A 16,582-nucleotide genomic window follows, 5' to 3' on the forward strand; every position below is an offset into this window, starting at 1 on the left:
CTCGTTCTACGGTGACCTGCATGTGTGTGGTGCTGCGCCGTTGGATTTCTTCACCGATCAGAAGCTGGTCGTCACACGATGGTGAGCACTATGCGGCGAGCCAGTGGGAACGCGACATGAACTCCGCAGTCGTCATCGAAACAGATCTCTAAGGTCGACGACGAAACTCACTCGAAAAATCGCTCTATCCAAGATCAAACGAAGTTGCGCGGTAATCGTTGCACTCGAGGTCACCGCGCATCCAGTGGGGGAACAGAATCAGAAACGTCTCACACATCGTGAGAAATTTGAGCGGCACGCCGTACAGGGCTGGCCTGATTCGTATAGATGGTTCCTTTGGCAAGGAATCTCTTATGGAATCACGAGGCAACCGCGTCTTACCGCTCCACTCTCAGGTAGAAGGATGCCAATGTACCTTGATCAAGTTTCTATGGCGGCGCAGTTTCCGACGGTGGTCTACATTATCGGGCTGATCGCCATCTTGCTGGCCATAGCCGGGATACTTCTATTCGACGCAGGCCTCAGTCGTGCAGGAAACGTGATGCACACGTTGACGCAAAAGCTTGTCGCTGCATTCGTTGCTGCGGCGGGTATGTCACTGATCGGATTCGCCATCTGGGTCACGCAGTTCAACCAGGCTTTCGGTGTTGCAAATCCGCTCGGCCAGGCGATCAAGTCGTGGTGGCTCGGAGGAACGGGCATCAACACCCTACCCCAGGATCTCGACCCAGCGGTCGTGCCGAATGCTGACTCCTTCCAGGCCTTTTACGCGCTCTTCATTCTCTTCGCCGCCTTCTTCGCGGCGCTGTTGGCCGGGTCTGTGATCGAACGGGTCAAAACAAGTTCCTTGGCGTTGATCGCATTACTCTTCGGGGCTGTAGTCATCCCGGTCGCTGGGTACCTGGTCTACGGCTCTGTCGGGCCGCTGTCCAACGCCGGTACCCACGACTTCGGCGGTGCATTCTTCTATATATTGCTTGGGTGTTGGGCGTTCATATTGGTGTGGCGAGCCAGGCCAAGGGTGGGTGTTTTCGACGGCACCACGACCGAGCCTGCGATTCCGCACAACATGTTGTACGTAGTGGTCGGAATGGTACTCTTCCTTGCCGGAATCTGCGGCTACGCGCTTACCAACGGGTACCTGGTACCCGGATCGGGATACTTCGGGATCACCCTCAACGAGAGCGGCATGGGGCTGATTGTCACGAATCTCATGATGGCATTCGCGGCCTCGGCGATCGGCGGCCTGCTGGTCTGGAAGATAGGGAAACACCCGTACTTCTTCTTGGTGTCACCGGTGGCCGGCTGGATTTCGGTGTCGGGGCTGATCGACGTCGTCAAGCCCTGGCAGGCAGGTCTGACCGCCGTGTTTGCGCCCTTCATCCTGCTCGGCGGTTACAAACTGATGATCAGGCTCCGGCTGGACGACGTCAAAGTTGTACCACTTACGCTGGGCCCGGGCATCTACAGCGCTTTGATGACCGCGGTGTTGGCAGGTGGCGTCAAGCAGGGTGGCTACTTTGGAATTACCCAGGGTGAGTATGCCTTCCAGCACGCCTCGATCAACATCGGACATCAATTGTACGGAGTTATCGTTTTCCTGGCGTTCGGTCTCGCGTCGGCGCTTCTCGTGGTCTTCGTGGTCGAGAAGACCATCGGGCTGCGTGACGGGCGAGTCGATGAAGGCCTGGAGGCGAAACTGGATCGCGCAGTCATTGGCGAGGTCGCATATCCTGACCGGACACCTGCAGGGCTACAACAAGCTGACGTATCCGACGAACCGGCTGCCGAGGTCAGCTTAGTGCCTTGACGGCACGCTAGAACTATCCATTCGCCTGAGCTGAATGAACGCGTCACCAGGATGCGACGTTGGGATCGCCAACAGATCGCCAACACGACGCGTTCATCGCCGATCCGGTGCTGTTCAGCGCACCTGATGGAAGTCGATCAACGAGCCTTCGACAGGTCACGGATTGTCCCGGGAAAGGTGATCACTGAGCCGCCGGCCGGTGAGCACTGTTTGCGCCCGGAGTGAGCGTCGATTGCCAGGGTTGGATCGTGCCCTGGCCGGTCGGTGAGGTCGCCTGTAGCGCTGATGGGGTGTGGTGTCGTGTGAGCTTTGATCCGTTAGGTTGTCGCCGGGTGCCTCTGGGCTCGAACAGCTTTCACCCATCCTAGGAGAACTGAAAGAGGCGATCGATGATCTTCGTCGGAGACGACTGGGCGAAGACCATCACGACGTTCACCTGATGGATGACGTCGACCGGCGGCCGTCGTCGCGTTCGGCTGCCGGAAGGGCTGGCCGGCAGCCGTGAACTGCACGAACTGGTAGCCACCCGTCCCGAAGAGACAGGGCAGGTCGTGGTCGGCTTCGAAACCGACCGCGGCCTGCGGGTGCAGGCGCTGACGGCGGCCGGATACCAGGTGTACGCGGTCAACCCACTCGCGGTCGCTCGTCGAGTGACTCGAGACGGTCTCTCGAATAGTCACGCAATGGCCGCCTTCGTGGGCTACGAGGCGCTGGTGAGACTTGGATCCAGTTCGTCGCACCATCCGCGTGATGCTGCGACGAGGAACGCTTCCGGTGCCAGCCTCGTCGTCATGGGCGACCTCGGGGGCGGAGACCGAACCTTCCCCCTACAACACGCTCACGCGTTCTCGGTCACGAACCATGCCGCGATCTGGGCGCGCGCGTTGAATCCGAGTTTGGTGAGGAGGTGTTCCACATGACCCTGTGCGGTCCGCGGCGATATGGTCAGTCTGGTCGCGATCTGGCGATTGGTTAGCCCTTCGGCGACGAGCGCAGCGACTTCGCGTTCACGTTTGGTCAACCGGACAGACGGCTGGCCGGATTGTGACGAGTGCGGTCGTTGCGTTGACTCCACAGCCTCCTCCTCGAGCGCGTAGGTGATTGCGCCATCCGCGTCGAACTGGCTGCCCTTGCTACGGGCTGCGCTGAAGGTGCTGGAGCCGAGTTCGCGAGAGGCGTCGGTCACACATCGATCGTGTTGCTCGTTGAGGGCGGTGAACAGCAGTGGGCTACTCCCGACGGAATGCGCGAAGTTCTCCGCGGCGCCCAAAAGTGTGGCGGATCGTTGAAACTGTCGCTCCTCGCCCGCTGTCCACGCGAGCGCCTCGAGGCACACCGCCGCGGCCAAGCGGTCGTCCACACGTCGAACCAGTACCAACGCTTCTTTCAGAAGTCTGCTCGCCAGTTCCAACTCGCCTCGGCGAATGATGGCCACGCCCATCGCCCACAGGGTGTACGACCGGTACATGGTCTCGTCGTGAGCTTCCGTAATGGAAAGAGCATCGTTGAAACACGCGATCGCCTGATTAGACTCTCCGAGTAGATCGTAACCCACACCTAGCATCACGAGGATCCAAACATGTTGTGTGAGATCATGATCGGTGGACAATGCGGCGCGCGCCTTTTCGAGTTCGGCGCACGCAGGCGTGAGGTCGCCCTTGTAGACTCCGACCACGCCTTCGGCGCGGGCGAGAAAAATGTCGGCAACGGGGTTTGTCGTTTCCTCGGCCAGCGAGCGTGCCTCCTCCAATACGGTCGACGCAGTGTCGAAGTCTCGCTGTACCGCGGCGAGCGAGCTCGCAGCGTAGAGCGCTTTGATCCTGGTGGCGGGATACTGCCCTGTCTCGCACGCCAGTAGACGGTCGAGCCAGTATCTGCCCTCGTTGAACAGGCTGTGGGAGAACCAGAACGCGAATAGAGAAGACGCGATATCGAGACCCTTTTCGGGGGCGTCGCCCACGGAAAACTCCATTGCCTCACGTAGGTTCGACTGCTCACGGGTCAGTTGCGTGATCCACTCGAGTTGACGGGGGCTGATCCAATCGGCTGCCGCGCCAGCGGACAGCTGCCGACACCATTCTCGATGCTCACGGCGCAGTTGCTGAAGTTCGCCCGACGCCTGCGCCTTCTCTTTGCCGTAGACGCGCAGGATCTCGAGCATCCGGAATCGCACATCCCGGCCTACCTCTTCCCGCATCAGGATCGACTTGTCCACCAGAGAGGTAAGCGTGTCCAGGAACTCGTCGGACGAGATGTCGCGGCTGCAGATAGTCTCGGCCGCGGTGAGTTCGAAGTGACCAGCGAACACCGACAACCGGGACCACACCAGTCGTTCCTGCGGTGAGCACAGCTCGTAGCTCCAGTCGATACACAATCGCATCGTTCGCTGTCTCGGCGGTCCGGCCCAGTGCCCGCGGGACAACACTTCGTAGCGGTCCCTCAGCCGATCCCGAATCTGCTCGGGGGACATCGCCCGCAATCGTGCGGCCGCCAACTCGATCGGTAGGGGCAGACCGTCCAGTTGCCGGCAGATCTGCGCGATCGTGCTCGTGTTGTCTTCGGTCAGAGCGAAGGTGGGAACGGCAGCAGCGGCCCGGTCGGCGAACAGCCTTACGGCGTCGAACTGGGGAAGGCCTTCCGGTGTCGTCGGGCGGCTGTCGATGGGGACGCTGAGTGGTGGAACGCGAAGAACGGCTTCCCCGCTGATTCCCAGTGGCTCGCGGCTGGTGGTGAGGACATAGAGGTTGGGACAGAAGTGCAAAAGTTGGTCGACGACTTCTGCCGTCTTCTCCAGCACTTGCTCACAATTATCGAGCACCAAAAGCAACTTCTGCGAGCCCAGAAACTCTTGAAGAATCTCGATGAGCGGTCGCGCCGTCTGATTGCGTAGCCCGAGTTCGGATGCGACGACGACCACGACGAGCGAGTCGTCCTCGACGGCACCGAGCTTGACGATCCGCACACCGTCAGTGAACGCTGCCTGTACCTTCGCCGCCACACGCAGCGCCAGCCGAGTCTTGCCGACCCCACCGATACCGGTGAGGGTGACAAGGCGCGACACCCCGAGCAGTCGTCGTGCCTGAGCGAGTTCGTGACGACGACCGACGAAGCTGGTCAACTCCAGAGGAAGATCACCCTGCGCGGACTTGCCGACACCGGGCATGGAGTGCGATCGATGCTCTCTCGTGCCGGCGTGCGACCCGGCGGACCCACCTCCCGCTTCGACGCGGACCGCCATCACATCCATCGGAAATCCGTAGCGTGCCTGGATGCCCCGAAGTTCGTCACCGAACGCAGCAGCAGTGGGCTGGCGCTGGTGTGGCTCGGCAGACATTGCACGTTCGATAATGGTGCTGACGTCATCGGGGATTCCGGCGATCCGTGGGTCTGGGACCGGATCGGTCGTGACCCGCAGAAACTGCGCGATCATGTTCTCTCCGCTGCGACGTTCGAATGCGGCATGACCAGTGAGGGCGCAGAATACGGTGGCGCCGAGACCGTAGATGTCGGACGCCGCGCTCGGCTCGTCCCCCCGCAACACTTCAGGTGCGGTGAAGGCGGGCGATCCGGTGATTACACGCTTGGTGGTGGTGAATCCGCCAGGTATATGTGCAATGCCGAAATCGGTTAATGCAGGCTCGGCATAGTCGGTGAGCAGGATGTTCGCAGGTTTGACGTCGCGGTGAATGATCCCGAGGCGGTGGGCGCTCTCCAATGCTCCGGCGATACGTATCCCGATCCGGAGAGCCTCGTCCAGTGGAAGTGAACCCTGACGGCTAATCCATGCTTGCAGTGAGCCCTGGGCATGGAATTGCATCACCAGGTACGGCCGCCCACTTCCCGTGGTGCCCACCTGCAGCACGTTCACGATGTTGGGGTTGCCGGTGAGTCGTCCCATCGCCCGCTGTTCCCGGAAAAACCGGGCGCGGTTCTCGTCGTCCAGTTCCGAGGTCATCACCTTCACGGCAATCGTGCGATCGAGGGAACGCTGCCGGCACCGGAACACGACACCGAACCCGCCGCGGCCGATCTCTCGGGGGTCGTCGAATCCGGCGTCTCGGAGCTCCGTAGCGACGACGTGCACTTCGTCGCGTTGGGTCGATAACGGATCGTTCTCAGCCGGCGGCATGGTTCACTCCGTCGGCATATCTATCACGTAACGCCCGAACGTACCTGCCACCTCAATCACCTCTGCAGAGTCCTCCAAGGATATCGCGCATGATCGGAGCCTTTGAGCGAACAATCACCGATTCCTCGCAGCATCTCGGTCACGCATCGCCGCGTCACGAACAATCGCGGTGGCCGGACGCCGCGGCGTTGCGGAACCTCCTCAGCGACTTCCTGGACAGCATCCGGGACAATTTCCGAACCTCGCCCCGAACCGGTCTTACTCCACCGATCGAAAACGGCATTTGCCGTATTGTCTGGACAAGCGAGGCGGTGCCCGGTGTAGAGGCTAGGACGAGTGGGTCGGCCTCGGTGGTAGGCCACATCCAGGGCACTTCGGGATCGAGTGGGTGGGAGATCACTCCGTCGTCGGGCTCGAAGGGGTAGTTGACCTGGTGGATGGTGGCGACCTGCTGGGAGCTGACGGTTGCGGGGGCGGGACCGTAGAGAGTTGTGCCGCCGGGCTCGACCAGGGTGGTGCCAGGTTCGACGCGGGTGACTGGTCGGGAACGTCCTCGTCTGGCGCGTCGCAGGCGACCATGGGCCATGCGTTTGCGCAGCCGATACGGTCTCTGACCTCGATCTTGTACGGGGGGAGCCCGGATTCAGGGGAGACATCCGCGGCTTCCGGGAGCTGACCAGGCCGTGGGCCCACGCTCCCGGCGACCCCGGCGCTCAGAGTTCGATGTACAGGAAGTTGTCGGCCCAATTCGTTTCGCCGCTCGTCGTCGCGAAGTAGAAGATGCGCTCCGAGAATCCGCAATCGAAGTATTCGGCGATCTTCGATTCGCCGGGGGCGAGCGTGCCGAGGTTCCTGCTCTCGTAAACGAGCGGAGTGTGGACCGTGACTCCGGTGGCGGTCCGGTCGCCCTCGTTCGTGACACGCACGGCGCATGCGTTGACACCCTCGGCGTTCGCCTGCGTGATCACGAGGTCGGGTCCGTCGCCGAGGGAGCCGAACGGAGCGGCGGACGCCGTTGCCGCCCCGGCAGTCATCAGTCCCGCGATCATGGCTCCCGCCACTGCCGTACGTCGAAAATTGCCCATGGTTGTGCCCTTTCCCTGGTTGTCTGGACTGTCCCGATCGGCGACGCTACTGTCGCCCACCCGCACGAAGCGTGCAGCCGAATGAAACCGCACTGCCGTGTCGTCTCGTCGAGGCCGGCCGGCACGAGTCCGCTGATCGACATCGACTTGCCGAGTGCGCAACGAGGCATGGTGCTCGAGATCTGGCGACTCGTCATGGTTTGATCGAGTTATGACCGAGGAGAATGGGATTCCCACCGTCGTGACTGCCAGCCGCATCATCGCGGCCCCGGCGCGGACGGTCTTCGAACTGATTGCCGACCCGGCGCAACAGCCGCGGTGGGACGGCAACGACAATCTGGCCGAGGCCGCGGCCGGGCAGCGGGTGCGCGCCGTCGGTGACGTGTTCACCATGACGCTCACGAACGGCGGCATCCGCGACAACCACGTGGTGGAATTCGCGGAGGGGCAACTGATTGCCTGGCTGCCCTCGGTGCAGGGCGATCAGCCACCGGGGCATCTGTGGCGCTGGGAACTCGACCGAGTCGACGAGGCGCACGTCCGTGTCACGCATACCTACGAATGGTCGCGATTGACCGACGAGAAACGCCTCGCGCGGGCCCGGGCCACCACGTCGGACAAGCTTCTGGCCTCTGTCGAGAGGCTCGCCGAACTCGCCGAGGCGAACGGTGAACGTCCCTCGCCTGACCTGTAGCCGAGGGACGTCCGATGTCACCGACCGGGCACGACGGAAATCGTTCCCTGGCAAACGGCGTTTTGCGAATTGACGAACCACCATCCCGCGCCGGTCTGGACGGTGACGGTGAACGCCACCGTCCCGGTTCCCGTCCAGGTTCGGTTGATCGGGATGCCGGGCTTCTGCTGCCAGGCCGCCTCATCGCTGACGCTGTGTCCGGTCGCGCCGGTTGTCGTGTTGTGCCAGTCGACCGACACCCGCGTGCCGTACCAGTTGACGCCGATGCTCGGGATGAGGCCGCCGGGCGGCGTCGGAAGTTCGTTGCCGCCGCTGAGCAGGATTGCCGGCTCCAGTGCAGACCCACCCGGTCGCAGCGACTCCCCGGACGCGGCGTTGATGGTCCACGTGAACGGCGGTGCCCAGACGAGGGGATTCGCGCTCGAGCACGTCATTGTCGTCGATGTCGGTGGCGCGGGCTGAGCACTCGCGACAGCGCCTCCTCCGGTCGCCACTGCGGTTCCCAGTCCGACAGCAGTCAGTGCCGCAGCACAGACCCGTCGTCCCAGCTGCTTGTTCATGAGCGCTCCATTCCTTCGTGACCGCGAGAATTGAGACGTCCGTCGCCCCCCAACTCCATTTCGGAAGTGGGACGGGATCTGTTACAGACGGTGCGAGCTGGACGCCACTCACACAGCCGTATTCGGCCGTCACCGATTACCGCGGCGTCTGGATCTACAACCCGTTCTGACATCGACCCCGGTGAGCTTGCGGAACGGCCGAACGTAGCGAGGTGATTGTCCACGGCATCCGGATCGGCGAGAATTGGTGCCGTGCGAGTTCCGGTCGGTCAGCTACCAATTGGCCACACGACGAGGCATTGTCCCGAGCAACAGGGGGTATCGAGCATGGTGCAATCAGCGGAGCGGTACCGCGTGGAAAGGATCGGCAGTAGCGCCCCTCTCGCCATCCTCGTGACCATCCTGGCCGGAGTCCTGTTCGCGGGTGGGTGTGGGCAGCAGGACACGCAGTCTGATGCCGAATCGCAGCCGGAGGCGTCGACATCCGAGGCGATCCTGTTGCCTCAGGAGGCTCTGGTGGGATTGGACGTCGTACAGACGTACTTCCCGGAGATAGAACAGCAGACGGCGACGAGCGAGAACTCCACTGCGTCCGGCACCCCCGACGCGACGAGAATGGTGATCTACGAAGGGGGCGACGGCAGAAGGGTAACCGTCTCCGTCGATCGATATCCCAGCCCCGACGCGGCCGCGACCGCATTCGAGCAGGCGATCGACAACAGTGAAGTCGTCCCGGGTTTCGCGGCGCTACCGGCGCCGGCCGACGTCGGCGACAAGGCATTCGCCGGTTCCGTGACGCAGGGAGACGACACGCACATCGGGTACGGCGCGCTCGCCGGCGAGTACGTCATCGGGGTCACTTCGGCCGGCTATCCGGCTACCACCGAGAATGTCGAGAAACTGGCCGGCCTCACGCGCGACGCGGTCGAGAAGGCAACGGCATAGGGACGGCGACCCCCGCGGCGCCAACACCGCGTCAGGATCGCGGCCCGCGGAGTCATGGTGCCGTCAAGAACGGCCGCGACCTCGCGTGTCGGGGGTAGATCTGGAACTGAATCCCCGAGGAGGTTCCGATGACGCTTCATCTTCCCCACCGGTTCGTGCACGAGCAGCCACGGCAGAACACGGTGCTCGACCTCTCGGCACTCGGCACGGATAACTCGAGCATCGAGGACGCGCTGCGTGCGGTGATGGAGCAGCCGCAACTGCGGCTGATCGGTTTCCGCTGCTCTGCCGGTTCCGGGGCCATCGACGACGCGATCGGGCTGATGGAACAGGTCCGGCGCGACTACGGGGTGATCCTGACGGAACTGGTCCTGCAGGACGACGATCGGGCCGATCTGAGGGAGGTCGTCGACGAGGCGCTGGACGAGGCCTGTGCCCGCAACCGGTATCCCCGCCCGAGCGTCGCGTTCACCGGGCGCCCGGCCGAGCCGGGTCTTCCCGCCTTGACGAAATCTTGACGCCCTCACCCCTTGCGTGCGGTTGAACGCGCGTTTAGTGTATTAAACATGCGTTCAACCAGTGCTGGTTCCGAGGTCCCGCAACCCGATCTGACCACGCGCGCCCGAGTGCGCGACGCGGCCATCACGGTGTTCGGCAATCACGGCTTCAGCACCGGGGTACGGGCGATCGCCACCGCAGCCGGAGTGTCACCTGGTCTGGTGATCCACCATTTCGGTTCGAAGGACGGCCTGCGCGCCGAATGCGACGAGCACGTCCTGCGGATCATCCGGGAGCAGAAGACGGAGGCGATTTCGACGCCCGGGCCGGCGGGCGCAATGCACGCCCTCGCCGAGATCGAGCAGTACGCCCCGCTCGTCGCGTACATCGTGCGGAGTTTTCAGGCGGGCGGAGGCCTCGGCGAATCCCTCTTCGAGCACATGGTGGAGGACACCGAGCAGTATCTCGCGTTGGGAGTGGCAGCCGGAACTGTCCGGCCCAGCCGCAACCCGAAGGCGCGGGCGCGCTACCTCACCCTCTACAACGTGGGCGCCATGCTGCTCTACCTGCAGATGCGCGCCGACAAGGAAGCTCCGCTCGACTACGCCACGGCCATCCGCGACCTCGCCACCGACGTCACGCTGCCCGCCCTCGAGATGTACACCGAAGGCCTGCTGCCGGATTCGTCGACGCTCGAGGCGTACCTGGCCACCGAAGACGGTGCCGCGCAGGCGGCGGCTCCCGCAGAACATACCGACTCCCCGAACTAGGAGCAGCTATGAGTGCGATCATCGAAGTGCGCAACCTGGTGAAGACGTTCGGACGAACCCGGGCGTTGGACGGACTCGACCTCGAGGTCGGCGAAGGGGAGGTGCACGGGTTCCTCGGGCCGAACGGCGCCGGAAAATCCACCACCATCCGCGTCCTCCTCGGCAGCCTCCATTCCGACAGCGGTGAGGCGGCCGTCTTCGGACGCGATCCCTGGCGCGATGCCGTCGCCCTGCATCTCGAGATGGCGTACGTCCCGGGCGACGTGACGCTGTGGCCGTCGTTGTCCGGCGGCGAGACCATCGACCTCCTCGCCCGGATGCGCGGCGGGCTGGACGAAACCCGCAAACAGGAGTTGATCGAGCGTTTCGACCTCGACCCTCGGAAGAAAGGCCGCGCGTACTCGAAGGGCAATCGTCAGAAGGTGGCGTTGGTGTCGGCGTTCTCCTCGAACGCGCGCCTGCTGCTGCTCGACGAACCCACGTCGGGCCTGGACCCGTTGATGGAACAGGTCTTCCGGGAATGCGTCGCCGAGGCCCGCGACCGCGGGGTGACGGTGCTGCTGTCCAGCCACATCCTGTCCGAGGTGGAGGCGCTGTGTGAGCGGGTCACCATCATCAGGTCGGGACGTACGGTCGAATCCGGGACACTGGCGTCGATGCGGCATCTCAGCCGTACGTCGATCACTGCCGAACTTCTCGGTGACCCCGGCGATCTGAGCCGCATCGACGGCGTGGCGGACATCGAGTTCGACGGGTCGACGCTGCACTGCCAGGTCGACAGCGAACATCTCGGCGAGCTCATCCGGGTGCTCGGCGACACCGGAGTACGCAGCCTCGTCAGTCAGCCGCCGACCCTCGAAGAACTCTTCCTGCGGCACTACGAGATCGACGACGGTACGACGTCGTCCGACACGGTGGAGAAGGTGCGGGCATGAGTACCGCCACGGTGTCCCGGTACCGGCCCGTGGAGCCGGCGCCGGTGTCTTCCTCGGATTTCACGGGGACACGGCACTTTCTGCGGTTGTTCCTGCGCCGGGATCGGATCGCGCTGCCGCTGTGGATCCTGATCTTCGCGTTCGCGCCCGCGCTGTACGTCGCGAGCATCGCCGACATCTACACCTCCGACGCTCAGCTGGCGGAGTTCGCGGCCACCACGGCGGCCAGCCCCGCGCAGATCGCCATGTACGGCCCGATCTTCAACTCCAGCCTCGGCTCGGTGGGGGTCTGGAAGGCCGGTATCTACTACACGCTGATCGGGCTGGTGGTGATTTTGACGGTCATCCGGCACACCCGCGCGGAGGAGGAGACCGGCCGGGCGGAGCTTCTCGACTCGACCTCCGTCGGACGGTACTCGGGCCTGACCGCGGCGCTGCTCCTCGCCGGCGGCGCCTCCGTCGTCACCGGGATTCTCTGTGCGGCAGCGTTGCTCGCCCGGGACCTTCCGGTGGGCGGCTCGGTCGCGTTCGGGACGTCACTGGCCTGCTCCGGTCTGGTGTTCACGGCGGTCGCAGCCGTTGCGGCGCAGGTGAGTACCGGCGCCCGCGTCGCGCGCGGCGTCGCGTTGACGGTGCTCGGGGTCGCGTTCGCGTTGCGCGCGGTCGGTGACGCCGGGTCCGGCACCCTGTCGTGGTTGTCACCGCTCGGCTGGGACCTGCAGATCCGTCCGTATGCCGACGAACGCTGGTGGGTGGTCGTCCCCAGCCTTGTCACGGCAGTCGTACTCACCTGGGCGGCATACGCTCTCCTGCGCCGACGCGATGTCGGCGCCGGCCTGATCGCCGAACGCCCCGGCCCCACGGACGCGTCGCCGGCGCTCGCCGGAACTCTGGGACTGGCGTGGCGGATGCACCGCGGCACGCTCGCGGCCTGGACCGCCGGGCTCGGACTGTACGGCCTGCTGATCGGCAGCGCCGCGAAGGGGATCGGTGGCCAGGTCGGCGACAGCCAGACGATCCGGGACATCATCACGCGGATGGGCGGTTCGCAGTCGCTGGAGGAATCGTTCATCGGTTACGCGTTCACGATGCTCGCGGTCGCCGCCGCGGCCTACGCGATCTCCGCGTCGTTGCGGCTGTATTCCGAGGAGAACGCCCAGCGCCTCGAACCCGTGACGGCCGGTTCCGTCGGCCGCGTCCGGTGGGCGTCGAGCCACATCCTGTTCGCGTTGCTCGGGCCTGCGGTCGCGATGATCGTGGCCGGAGTGGCCGCCGGACTCACATACGGCGCATCCATCGGCGACGTGGGGGGAGCCCTGCCCGACGTGATCGGGGCGGCGCTCGTGCAGCTTCCCGCGATCTGGATGCTCGCCGGAGTGACGGTCCTGCTGTTCGGTGTGGTCCCGCGGTTCACGCCGGTGGCGTGGGGCGTGCTCGTCGCGTTCCTCCTGATCTTCATGGTCGGGTCGATCGCGCAGTTCCCGCAGACGGTGCTGAATCTGGAGCCGTTCAGCCACGCCCCGAAGCTGCCGGGCGGGCAGTTCGAGGCGACGCCGATCGTGTGGCTGCTCCTGATCACGGTCGTGCTGATCGGGGTGGGCGTCGCGGCGTTCCGGCGGCGCGACCTACGGTGAGCGCCGGCCGGTGTGCACACTGAAGGCATGGCACGTGTGCACACCGGTGAGTCCGTCCTGGCCCGGACGGTGCGGATAGTCGAATCGTTCCGTTCGGACGATTCGTTGCTCACGGTGTCCGAGATCGCGCGACGGTCGGGTCTCCACATCTCCACGACGTCGCGGTTGATCGACGAACTGGTGGGGTGCGGCTGGCTCGAGCGTGAGGAACGCAAGGTGCGGATCGGGGTCCGCCTGTGGGAGGTCGCGTCGCGGGCGTCCCCGACTCTCGGGCTCAGGGAAGCGGCGATGCCGTTCATGGAGGACCTGCACGCCGTCGTCGGGCAGCACACCCAGCTCGGTGTCCTCGAAGGTGACGAGGTGTTGTTCATCGAGCGGCTCACGGCACCGGGTGCCGTGGTCAATTACACGCGCATCGCGGGCCGGATGCCGCTCCACGTGTCTTCGTCCGGGCTGGTCCTGCTCGCGCACGGACCGTCGGAGCTTCAGGAGCGCATCCTGAACGAGCCGTTGAAGGTGTACACCGACAACACGATTCGCACTGCACGGCAGCTGCGAGGAGTCCTGGCCGACGTGCGTCGGCACGGCTACATCCTCTGCGCCGGCCACCTCTACCCGGACACCACGGGCGTCGCGGTCCCGGTGCGGGACGGCCACGGCAAGGTGGTCGCCGCGCTGTCGGTCATCGTGCCGAACGACGAGAAGGCGTACGCGCAGATCCCCGTACTTCAGGCGGCGGCGAAGGGCATCACCCGCGTGATGGCGGCGGCGCCGCAATGAGGCATGCCCAGGTGGCAGACGCCCACGGATTTGCCGGAATCCGGCGCAATTGCGCGGGCGGCTGACCAATGTCTGTGAGGCTGTGCGCGGTGGACTATCCGCCCCGGCCGTGCCACGGTGGAATCGGAACCACTTCTCCCAGAAAGCGCAGCATCATGGAAAGCACCTCGCAACCCAGCCCCCGGGAATGCCCGGACTGCCACGCGCTCACCGCGGACCTCGAGGCACACAAACTCTGGCACTCCCGGCTCGTCCACGACATCGCCACTGCCGTCGACAAGGACATCAGCCGGAGGGCGCACACCTGATAACTCAGCCTCGGCGGCGTCCGGGCGGGCAGCGAACAGCTTCCGCCCAGTTGAGTGACCCCGGTAACATCCCGACTTTCAACTATTGAAAATGATCTGGCGGCTCACCCCCGGCTCGGAAGATCCTCGAACAAACGCGAGATCGAGGAGTCGAGATGCCACAGAACCCGGTTTCTTCCGGTGCGCCAGCAGACGCGGCGCTGCGAGTTGTCGCCAAAGAGCTTGTCGCGGACGGTGTTGTCGCACTGACCCTGCGCCACCCCGACGGGCGGCGCCTGCCGGACTGGGCACCGGGGGCCCATATCGACCTGCTGCTCCCGAACGGGCTGACGCGGCAGTACTCGCTGTGCGGCGACCGGTGGGACGCGTACAGCTACCGCGTCGGGGTGCTGCGGGAACCGGCGGGCCGGGGCGGGTCGGCGTACGTCCACGACGTACTCGCGGAGGGTGATCTCGTCGGGGTCGGCGGTCCGCGCAACAACTTCCCGCTCGTCCCCGCACCGAGGTACCTGTTCATCGCCGGTGGTATCGGGATCACCCCGCTGTTGCCGATGGTCCGCCAGGCGGAGCTGATGGGCATCGACTGGCAGCTTCTGTACGGCGGCCGCACCCGCACGTCCATGGCGTTCCGGGACGAACTCGCCACCTACGGCGACCGGGTGTCCGTCGTGCCGCGGGACGAGCAGGGCCACCTCGACCTGTCGGCGCATCTCGCCGCTGCCGCCGCCGGCGACGACACGAAGGTCTACGTGTGCGGGCCCGGGCCACTGCTCTCCGCCGTCGAAAAGTGTTGCGCGGACAGGCCAGTCGGCACGCTGAGGACCGAACGATTCGTCCCGAAGGACCATGGCGAGCCGCTGCGCGACGAACCGTTCGAGGTCGAACTCGCGCGCTCCGGCCTCGCGGTGACGGTGACACCCGGCGCCAGCGTCCTCGACGCCGTGCAGGCGGCCGGGGTCAACATCCTGTCCTCGTGCCGCGAGGGCACGTGCGGGACCTGTGAGACCACCGTCCTCGCCGGCACCCCCGACCACCGCGATTCCGTCCTCGACGACGAGGAGCGGTCCGCCGGCGACTGCATGCTCATCTGCGTCTCCCGGTCCTGCTCCGACCGCCTCGTGCTCGACCTCTGACACCCCCACCCGAAGGGACACACCGTGACGATGTTCGCCCCCGCTCCCGCGTTGCCCGTCAGCGACGCCGACCCGTTCGCCCTCGACGTCCTGCAGGACCCGTTACCGTTCCAGGCCGACCTGCGGGACGCCGGACCAGTCGTGTACCTGCGGCGATACGACGTCTTTGCGCTGGGGCGCTACGAGCAGGTCCATGCCGCGCTGACCGACTGGCAGTCGTTCCAATCCGCTGCCGGGGTAGGCCTGAGCAATTTCCGGGACGAAACGCCGTGGCGTCCCCCGAGTGTCCTGCTCGAGGCCGACCCGCCGCACCACGACGCTCCGCGGGCGGTGCTGAGCAAGATTCTGGGCCCCCGCGCGCTGCAGAAACTGCGGGCAGCGTGGATCCAGGACGCGGAGGCCCTCGTCGACCAGTTACTCGCGAACACAACCGAATTCGACGCGGTCACCGCCCTCGCCGCCGCGTTCCCGCTGCGGGTCTTCCCGGACGCCGTCGGCATTCCCGATGCCGGACGCGAGAACCTGCTGCCGTACGGGGACCACGCATTCAACAGTTTCGGTCCTGTCAACAGTCTGGTGGAGAAGGGGGCGCCGCGGGTGGCCGAACTGGTGGGCTGGGTCAACGCGCAATGCGCTCGCAACGCGCTCACCGGCGACGGGTTCGGCGCGCAGATCTGGGCGGCGGCGGACCGCGGCGACATCACGTACGAGCAGGCGCCGCTCGTCGTGCGCTCGCTGCTGACGGCGGGGGTGGACACCACGGTCAACGGGCTCGCGGCCGTGCTCTACGCGTTCGCGACGCATCCGGACCAGTGGGCGAGGCTGCGGGAGAACCGCACGCTGGCCCGGACCGCATTCGACGAGGCGGTCCGGTGGGAGTCGCCGGTCCAGACGTTCTTCCGCACCGCCACCCGCGACACCGAGATCGGCGGCACGACCATCCCGGACGGCAAGAAGATCCTGATGTTTCTCGGCGCCGCGAATCGGGACCCTCGCAGGTGGGAGAACCCGGACGCGTTCGACCTGGGCCGCAACCCGTCCGGGCACGTGGGGTACGGGATGGGAATTCACCAGTGCGTCGGCCAGCACGTCGCCCGGCTCGAATCGGAGGCACTGCTGACGGCACTGGCATCCCGAGTGGACTCGCTGGAGCTCGCCGGGCCGGTGCACCGACACCTCAACAACACGTTGCGGTCCTGGGAATCCGTGCCGGTCACGGTGCGGTTGGCGTAGGCGAGACAACCATACGTACGTATGTATTGACCGTCGCACCGACGGTCCCGCCGACACGATGCTCCCCC

The 16,582-nt window shown here is 65.1% G+C and carries 14 protein-coding genes and 1 pseudogene; 12 read left to right on the forward strand and 3 right to left on the reverse strand.

What is annotated here, in order from left to right; genetic code table 11:
- The first annotated feature begins 409 nt into the window (after positions 1 to 409).
- Entirely contained in the window at positions 410 to 1,810 is a 1,401-nt protein-coding gene (locus tag HGB39_RS07660; RefSeq protein ID WP_005566461.1) for an ammonium transporter, read from the forward strand.
- 389 nt (positions 1,811 to 2,199) lie between these two features.
- Positions 2,200 to 2,464, forward strand: a pseudogene (locus tag HGB39_RS07665) (IS110 family transposase); the annotation flags it as partial.
- Between the two features lie 184 nt (positions 2,465 to 2,648).
- Here the strand turns inward: HGB39_RS07665 and HGB39_RS07670 are convergent.
- Together HGB39_RS07670 and HGB39_RS07680 are read right to left on the reverse strand one after the other, a co-directional pair.
- Entirely contained in the window at positions 2,649 to 5,939 is a 3,291-nt protein-coding gene (locus tag HGB39_RS07670; RefSeq protein ID WP_005566463.1) for a protein kinase domain-containing protein, read from the reverse strand.
- A gap of 713 nt (positions 5,940 to 6,652) precedes the next feature.
- Positions 6,653 to 7,024, reverse strand: coding sequence for a hypothetical protein (locus HGB39_RS07680; RefSeq protein WP_037208140.1), 372 nt, complete (start codon positions 7,022 to 7,024; stop codon positions 6,653 to 6,655).
- A 211-nt stretch (positions 7,025 to 7,235) separates the two neighbouring features.
- Between HGB39_RS07680 and HGB39_RS07685 the strand changes: the two genes are divergently transcribed.
- A complete protein-coding gene (locus tag HGB39_RS07685) occupies positions 7,236 to 7,718 on the forward strand; it encodes an SRPBCC family protein (protein WP_005265147.1) in 483 nt (160 codons plus the stop codon).
- Between the two features lie 17 nt (positions 7,719 to 7,735).
- Here HGB39_RS07685 and HGB39_RS07690 read toward each other — a convergent pair whose 3' ends face one another.
- On the reverse strand, positions 7,736 to 8,278 hold the full coding sequence (locus tag HGB39_RS07690; RefSeq protein WP_043789763.1) for a hypothetical protein: 543 nt from the start codon (positions 8,276 to 8,278) through the stop codon (positions 7,736 to 7,738).
- Positions 8,279 to 8,605: 327 nt separating this feature from the next.
- On the opposite strand from HGB39_RS07690, the gene HGB39_RS07695 reads away from it, so the two are divergent.
- From HGB39_RS07695 to HGB39_RS07735, 9 genes are all read left to right on the forward strand, one after another.
- Positions 8,606 to 9,223 carry a hypothetical protein gene (locus HGB39_RS07695; protein WP_005566469.1) on the forward strand — a complete coding sequence of 206 codons (618 nt, stop codon included), beginning with the start codon at positions 8,606 to 8,608 and terminating at the stop codon, positions 9,221 to 9,223.
- Between the two features lie 128 nt (positions 9,224 to 9,351).
- Positions 9,352 to 9,741 (forward strand): type III PLP-dependent enzyme domain-containing protein, encoded by a 390-nt coding sequence (locus HGB39_RS07700; protein WP_007301768.1) that lies wholly within the window; start codon positions 9,352 to 9,354, stop codon positions 9,739 to 9,741.
- 48 nt (positions 9,742 to 9,789) lie between these two features.
- The gene (locus tag HGB39_RS07705) at positions 9,790 to 10,491 is read left to right on the forward strand and encodes a TetR/AcrR family transcriptional regulator (protein WP_005563603.1); all 702 of its coding nucleotides are present in this window, start codon (positions 9,790 to 9,792) and stop codon (positions 10,489 to 10,491) included.
- Between the two features lie 8 nt (positions 10,492 to 10,499).
- Positions 10,500 to 11,426: an ABC transporter ATP-binding protein gene (locus HGB39_RS07710; RefSeq protein WP_005563605.1), complete on the forward strand. Its 927-nt coding sequence runs from the start codon at positions 10,500 to 10,502 to the stop codon at positions 11,424 to 11,426.
- Positions 11,423 to 13,060: an ABC transporter permease gene (locus tag HGB39_RS07715; RefSeq protein WP_054246260.1), complete on the forward strand. Its 1,638-nt coding sequence runs from the start codon at positions 11,423 to 11,425 to the stop codon at positions 13,058 to 13,060. Before HGB39_RS07710 ends, HGB39_RS07715 begins: the two co-directional genes overlap by 4 nt.
- A gap of 27 nt (positions 13,061 to 13,087) precedes the next feature.
- Complete coding sequence (locus HGB39_RS07720) at positions 13,088 to 13,840, forward strand: IclR family transcriptional regulator (protein ID WP_005574635.1); 753 nt, start codon at positions 13,088 to 13,090, stop codon at positions 13,838 to 13,840.
- A gap of 155 nt (positions 13,841 to 13,995) precedes the next feature.
- Complete coding sequence (locus HGB39_RS07725) at positions 13,996 to 14,148, forward strand: hypothetical protein (RefSeq protein WP_005256569.1); 153 nt, start codon at positions 13,996 to 13,998, stop codon at positions 14,146 to 14,148.
- Positions 14,149 to 14,303: 155 nt separating this feature from the next.
- Positions 14,304 to 15,281 carry a PDR/VanB family oxidoreductase gene (locus tag HGB39_RS07730; RefSeq protein ID WP_005574634.1) on the forward strand — a complete coding sequence of 326 codons (978 nt, stop codon included), beginning with the start codon at positions 14,304 to 14,306 and terminating at the stop codon, positions 15,279 to 15,281.
- A 30-nt stretch (positions 15,282 to 15,311) separates the two neighbouring features.
- Positions 15,312 to 16,514 (forward strand): cytochrome P450, encoded by a 1,203-nt coding sequence (locus tag HGB39_RS07735; protein ID WP_043793982.1) that lies wholly within the window; start codon positions 15,312 to 15,314, stop codon positions 16,512 to 16,514.
- The last annotated feature ends 68 nt before the right edge of the window (positions 16,515 to 16,582 follow it).

The sequence above is a fragment of the Rhodococcus opacus genome (genome assembly GCF_012396235.1).
GTDB classification, from domain to species: Bacteria; Actinomycetota; Actinomycetes; order Mycobacteriales; family Mycobacteriaceae; genus Rhodococcus_F; species Rhodococcus_F opacus.

What these genes read in the sequence shown, in the direction of transcription:
- HGB39_RS07680 (WP_037208140.1), bottom strand. Translation starts at nt 7,024, where the DNA reads ATGGGCAATTTTCGACGTACGGCAGTGGCGGGAGCCATGATCGCGGGA.
- HGB39_RS07735 (WP_043793982.1), top strand. Translation starts at nt 15,312, where the DNA reads ATGTTCGCCCCCGCTCCCGCGTTGCCCGTCAGCGACGCCGACCCGTTC.
- HGB39_RS07660 (WP_005566461.1), top strand. Translation starts at nt 410, where the DNA reads ATGTACCTTGATCAAGTTTCTATGGCGGCGCAGTTTCCGACGGTGGTC.
- HGB39_RS07700 (WP_007301768.1), top strand. Translation starts at nt 9,352, where the DNA reads ATGACGCTTCATCTTCCCCACCGGTTCGTGCACGAGCAGCCACGGCAG.
- HGB39_RS07690 (WP_043789763.1), bottom strand. Translation starts at nt 8,278, where the DNA reads ATGAACAAGCAGCTGGGACGACGGGTCTGTGCTGCGGCACTGACTGCT.
- HGB39_RS07670 (WP_005566463.1), bottom strand. Translation starts at nt 5,939, where the DNA reads ATGCCGCCGGCTGAGAACGATCCGTTATCGACCCAACGCGACGAAGTG.
- HGB39_RS07725 (WP_005256569.1), top strand. Translation starts at nt 13,996, where the DNA reads ATGGAAAGCACCTCGCAACCCAGCCCCCGGGAATGCCCGGACTGCCAC.
- HGB39_RS07710 (WP_005563605.1), top strand. Translation starts at nt 10,500, where the DNA reads ATGAGTGCGATCATCGAAGTGCGCAACCTGGTGAAGACGTTCGGACGA.
- HGB39_RS07720 (WP_005574635.1), top strand. Translation starts at nt 13,088, where the DNA reads ATGGCACGTGTGCACACCGGTGAGTCCGTCCTGGCCCGGACGGTGCGG.
- HGB39_RS07685 (WP_005265147.1), top strand. Translation starts at nt 7,236, where the DNA reads ATGACCGAGGAGAATGGGATTCCCACCGTCGTGACTGCCAGCCGCATC.
- HGB39_RS07695 (WP_005566469.1), top strand. Translation starts at nt 8,606, where the DNA reads ATGGTGCAATCAGCGGAGCGGTACCGCGTGGAAAGGATCGGCAGTAGC.
- HGB39_RS07730 (WP_005574634.1), top strand. Translation starts at nt 14,304, where the DNA reads ATGCCACAGAACCCGGTTTCTTCCGGTGCGCCAGCAGACGCGGCGCTG.
- HGB39_RS07705 (WP_005563603.1), top strand. Translation starts at nt 9,790, where the DNA reads ATGCGTTCAACCAGTGCTGGTTCCGAGGTCCCGCAACCCGATCTGACC.
- HGB39_RS07715 (WP_054246260.1), top strand. Translation starts at nt 11,423, where the DNA reads ATGAGTACCGCCACGGTGTCCCGGTACCGGCCCGTGGAGCCGGCGCCG.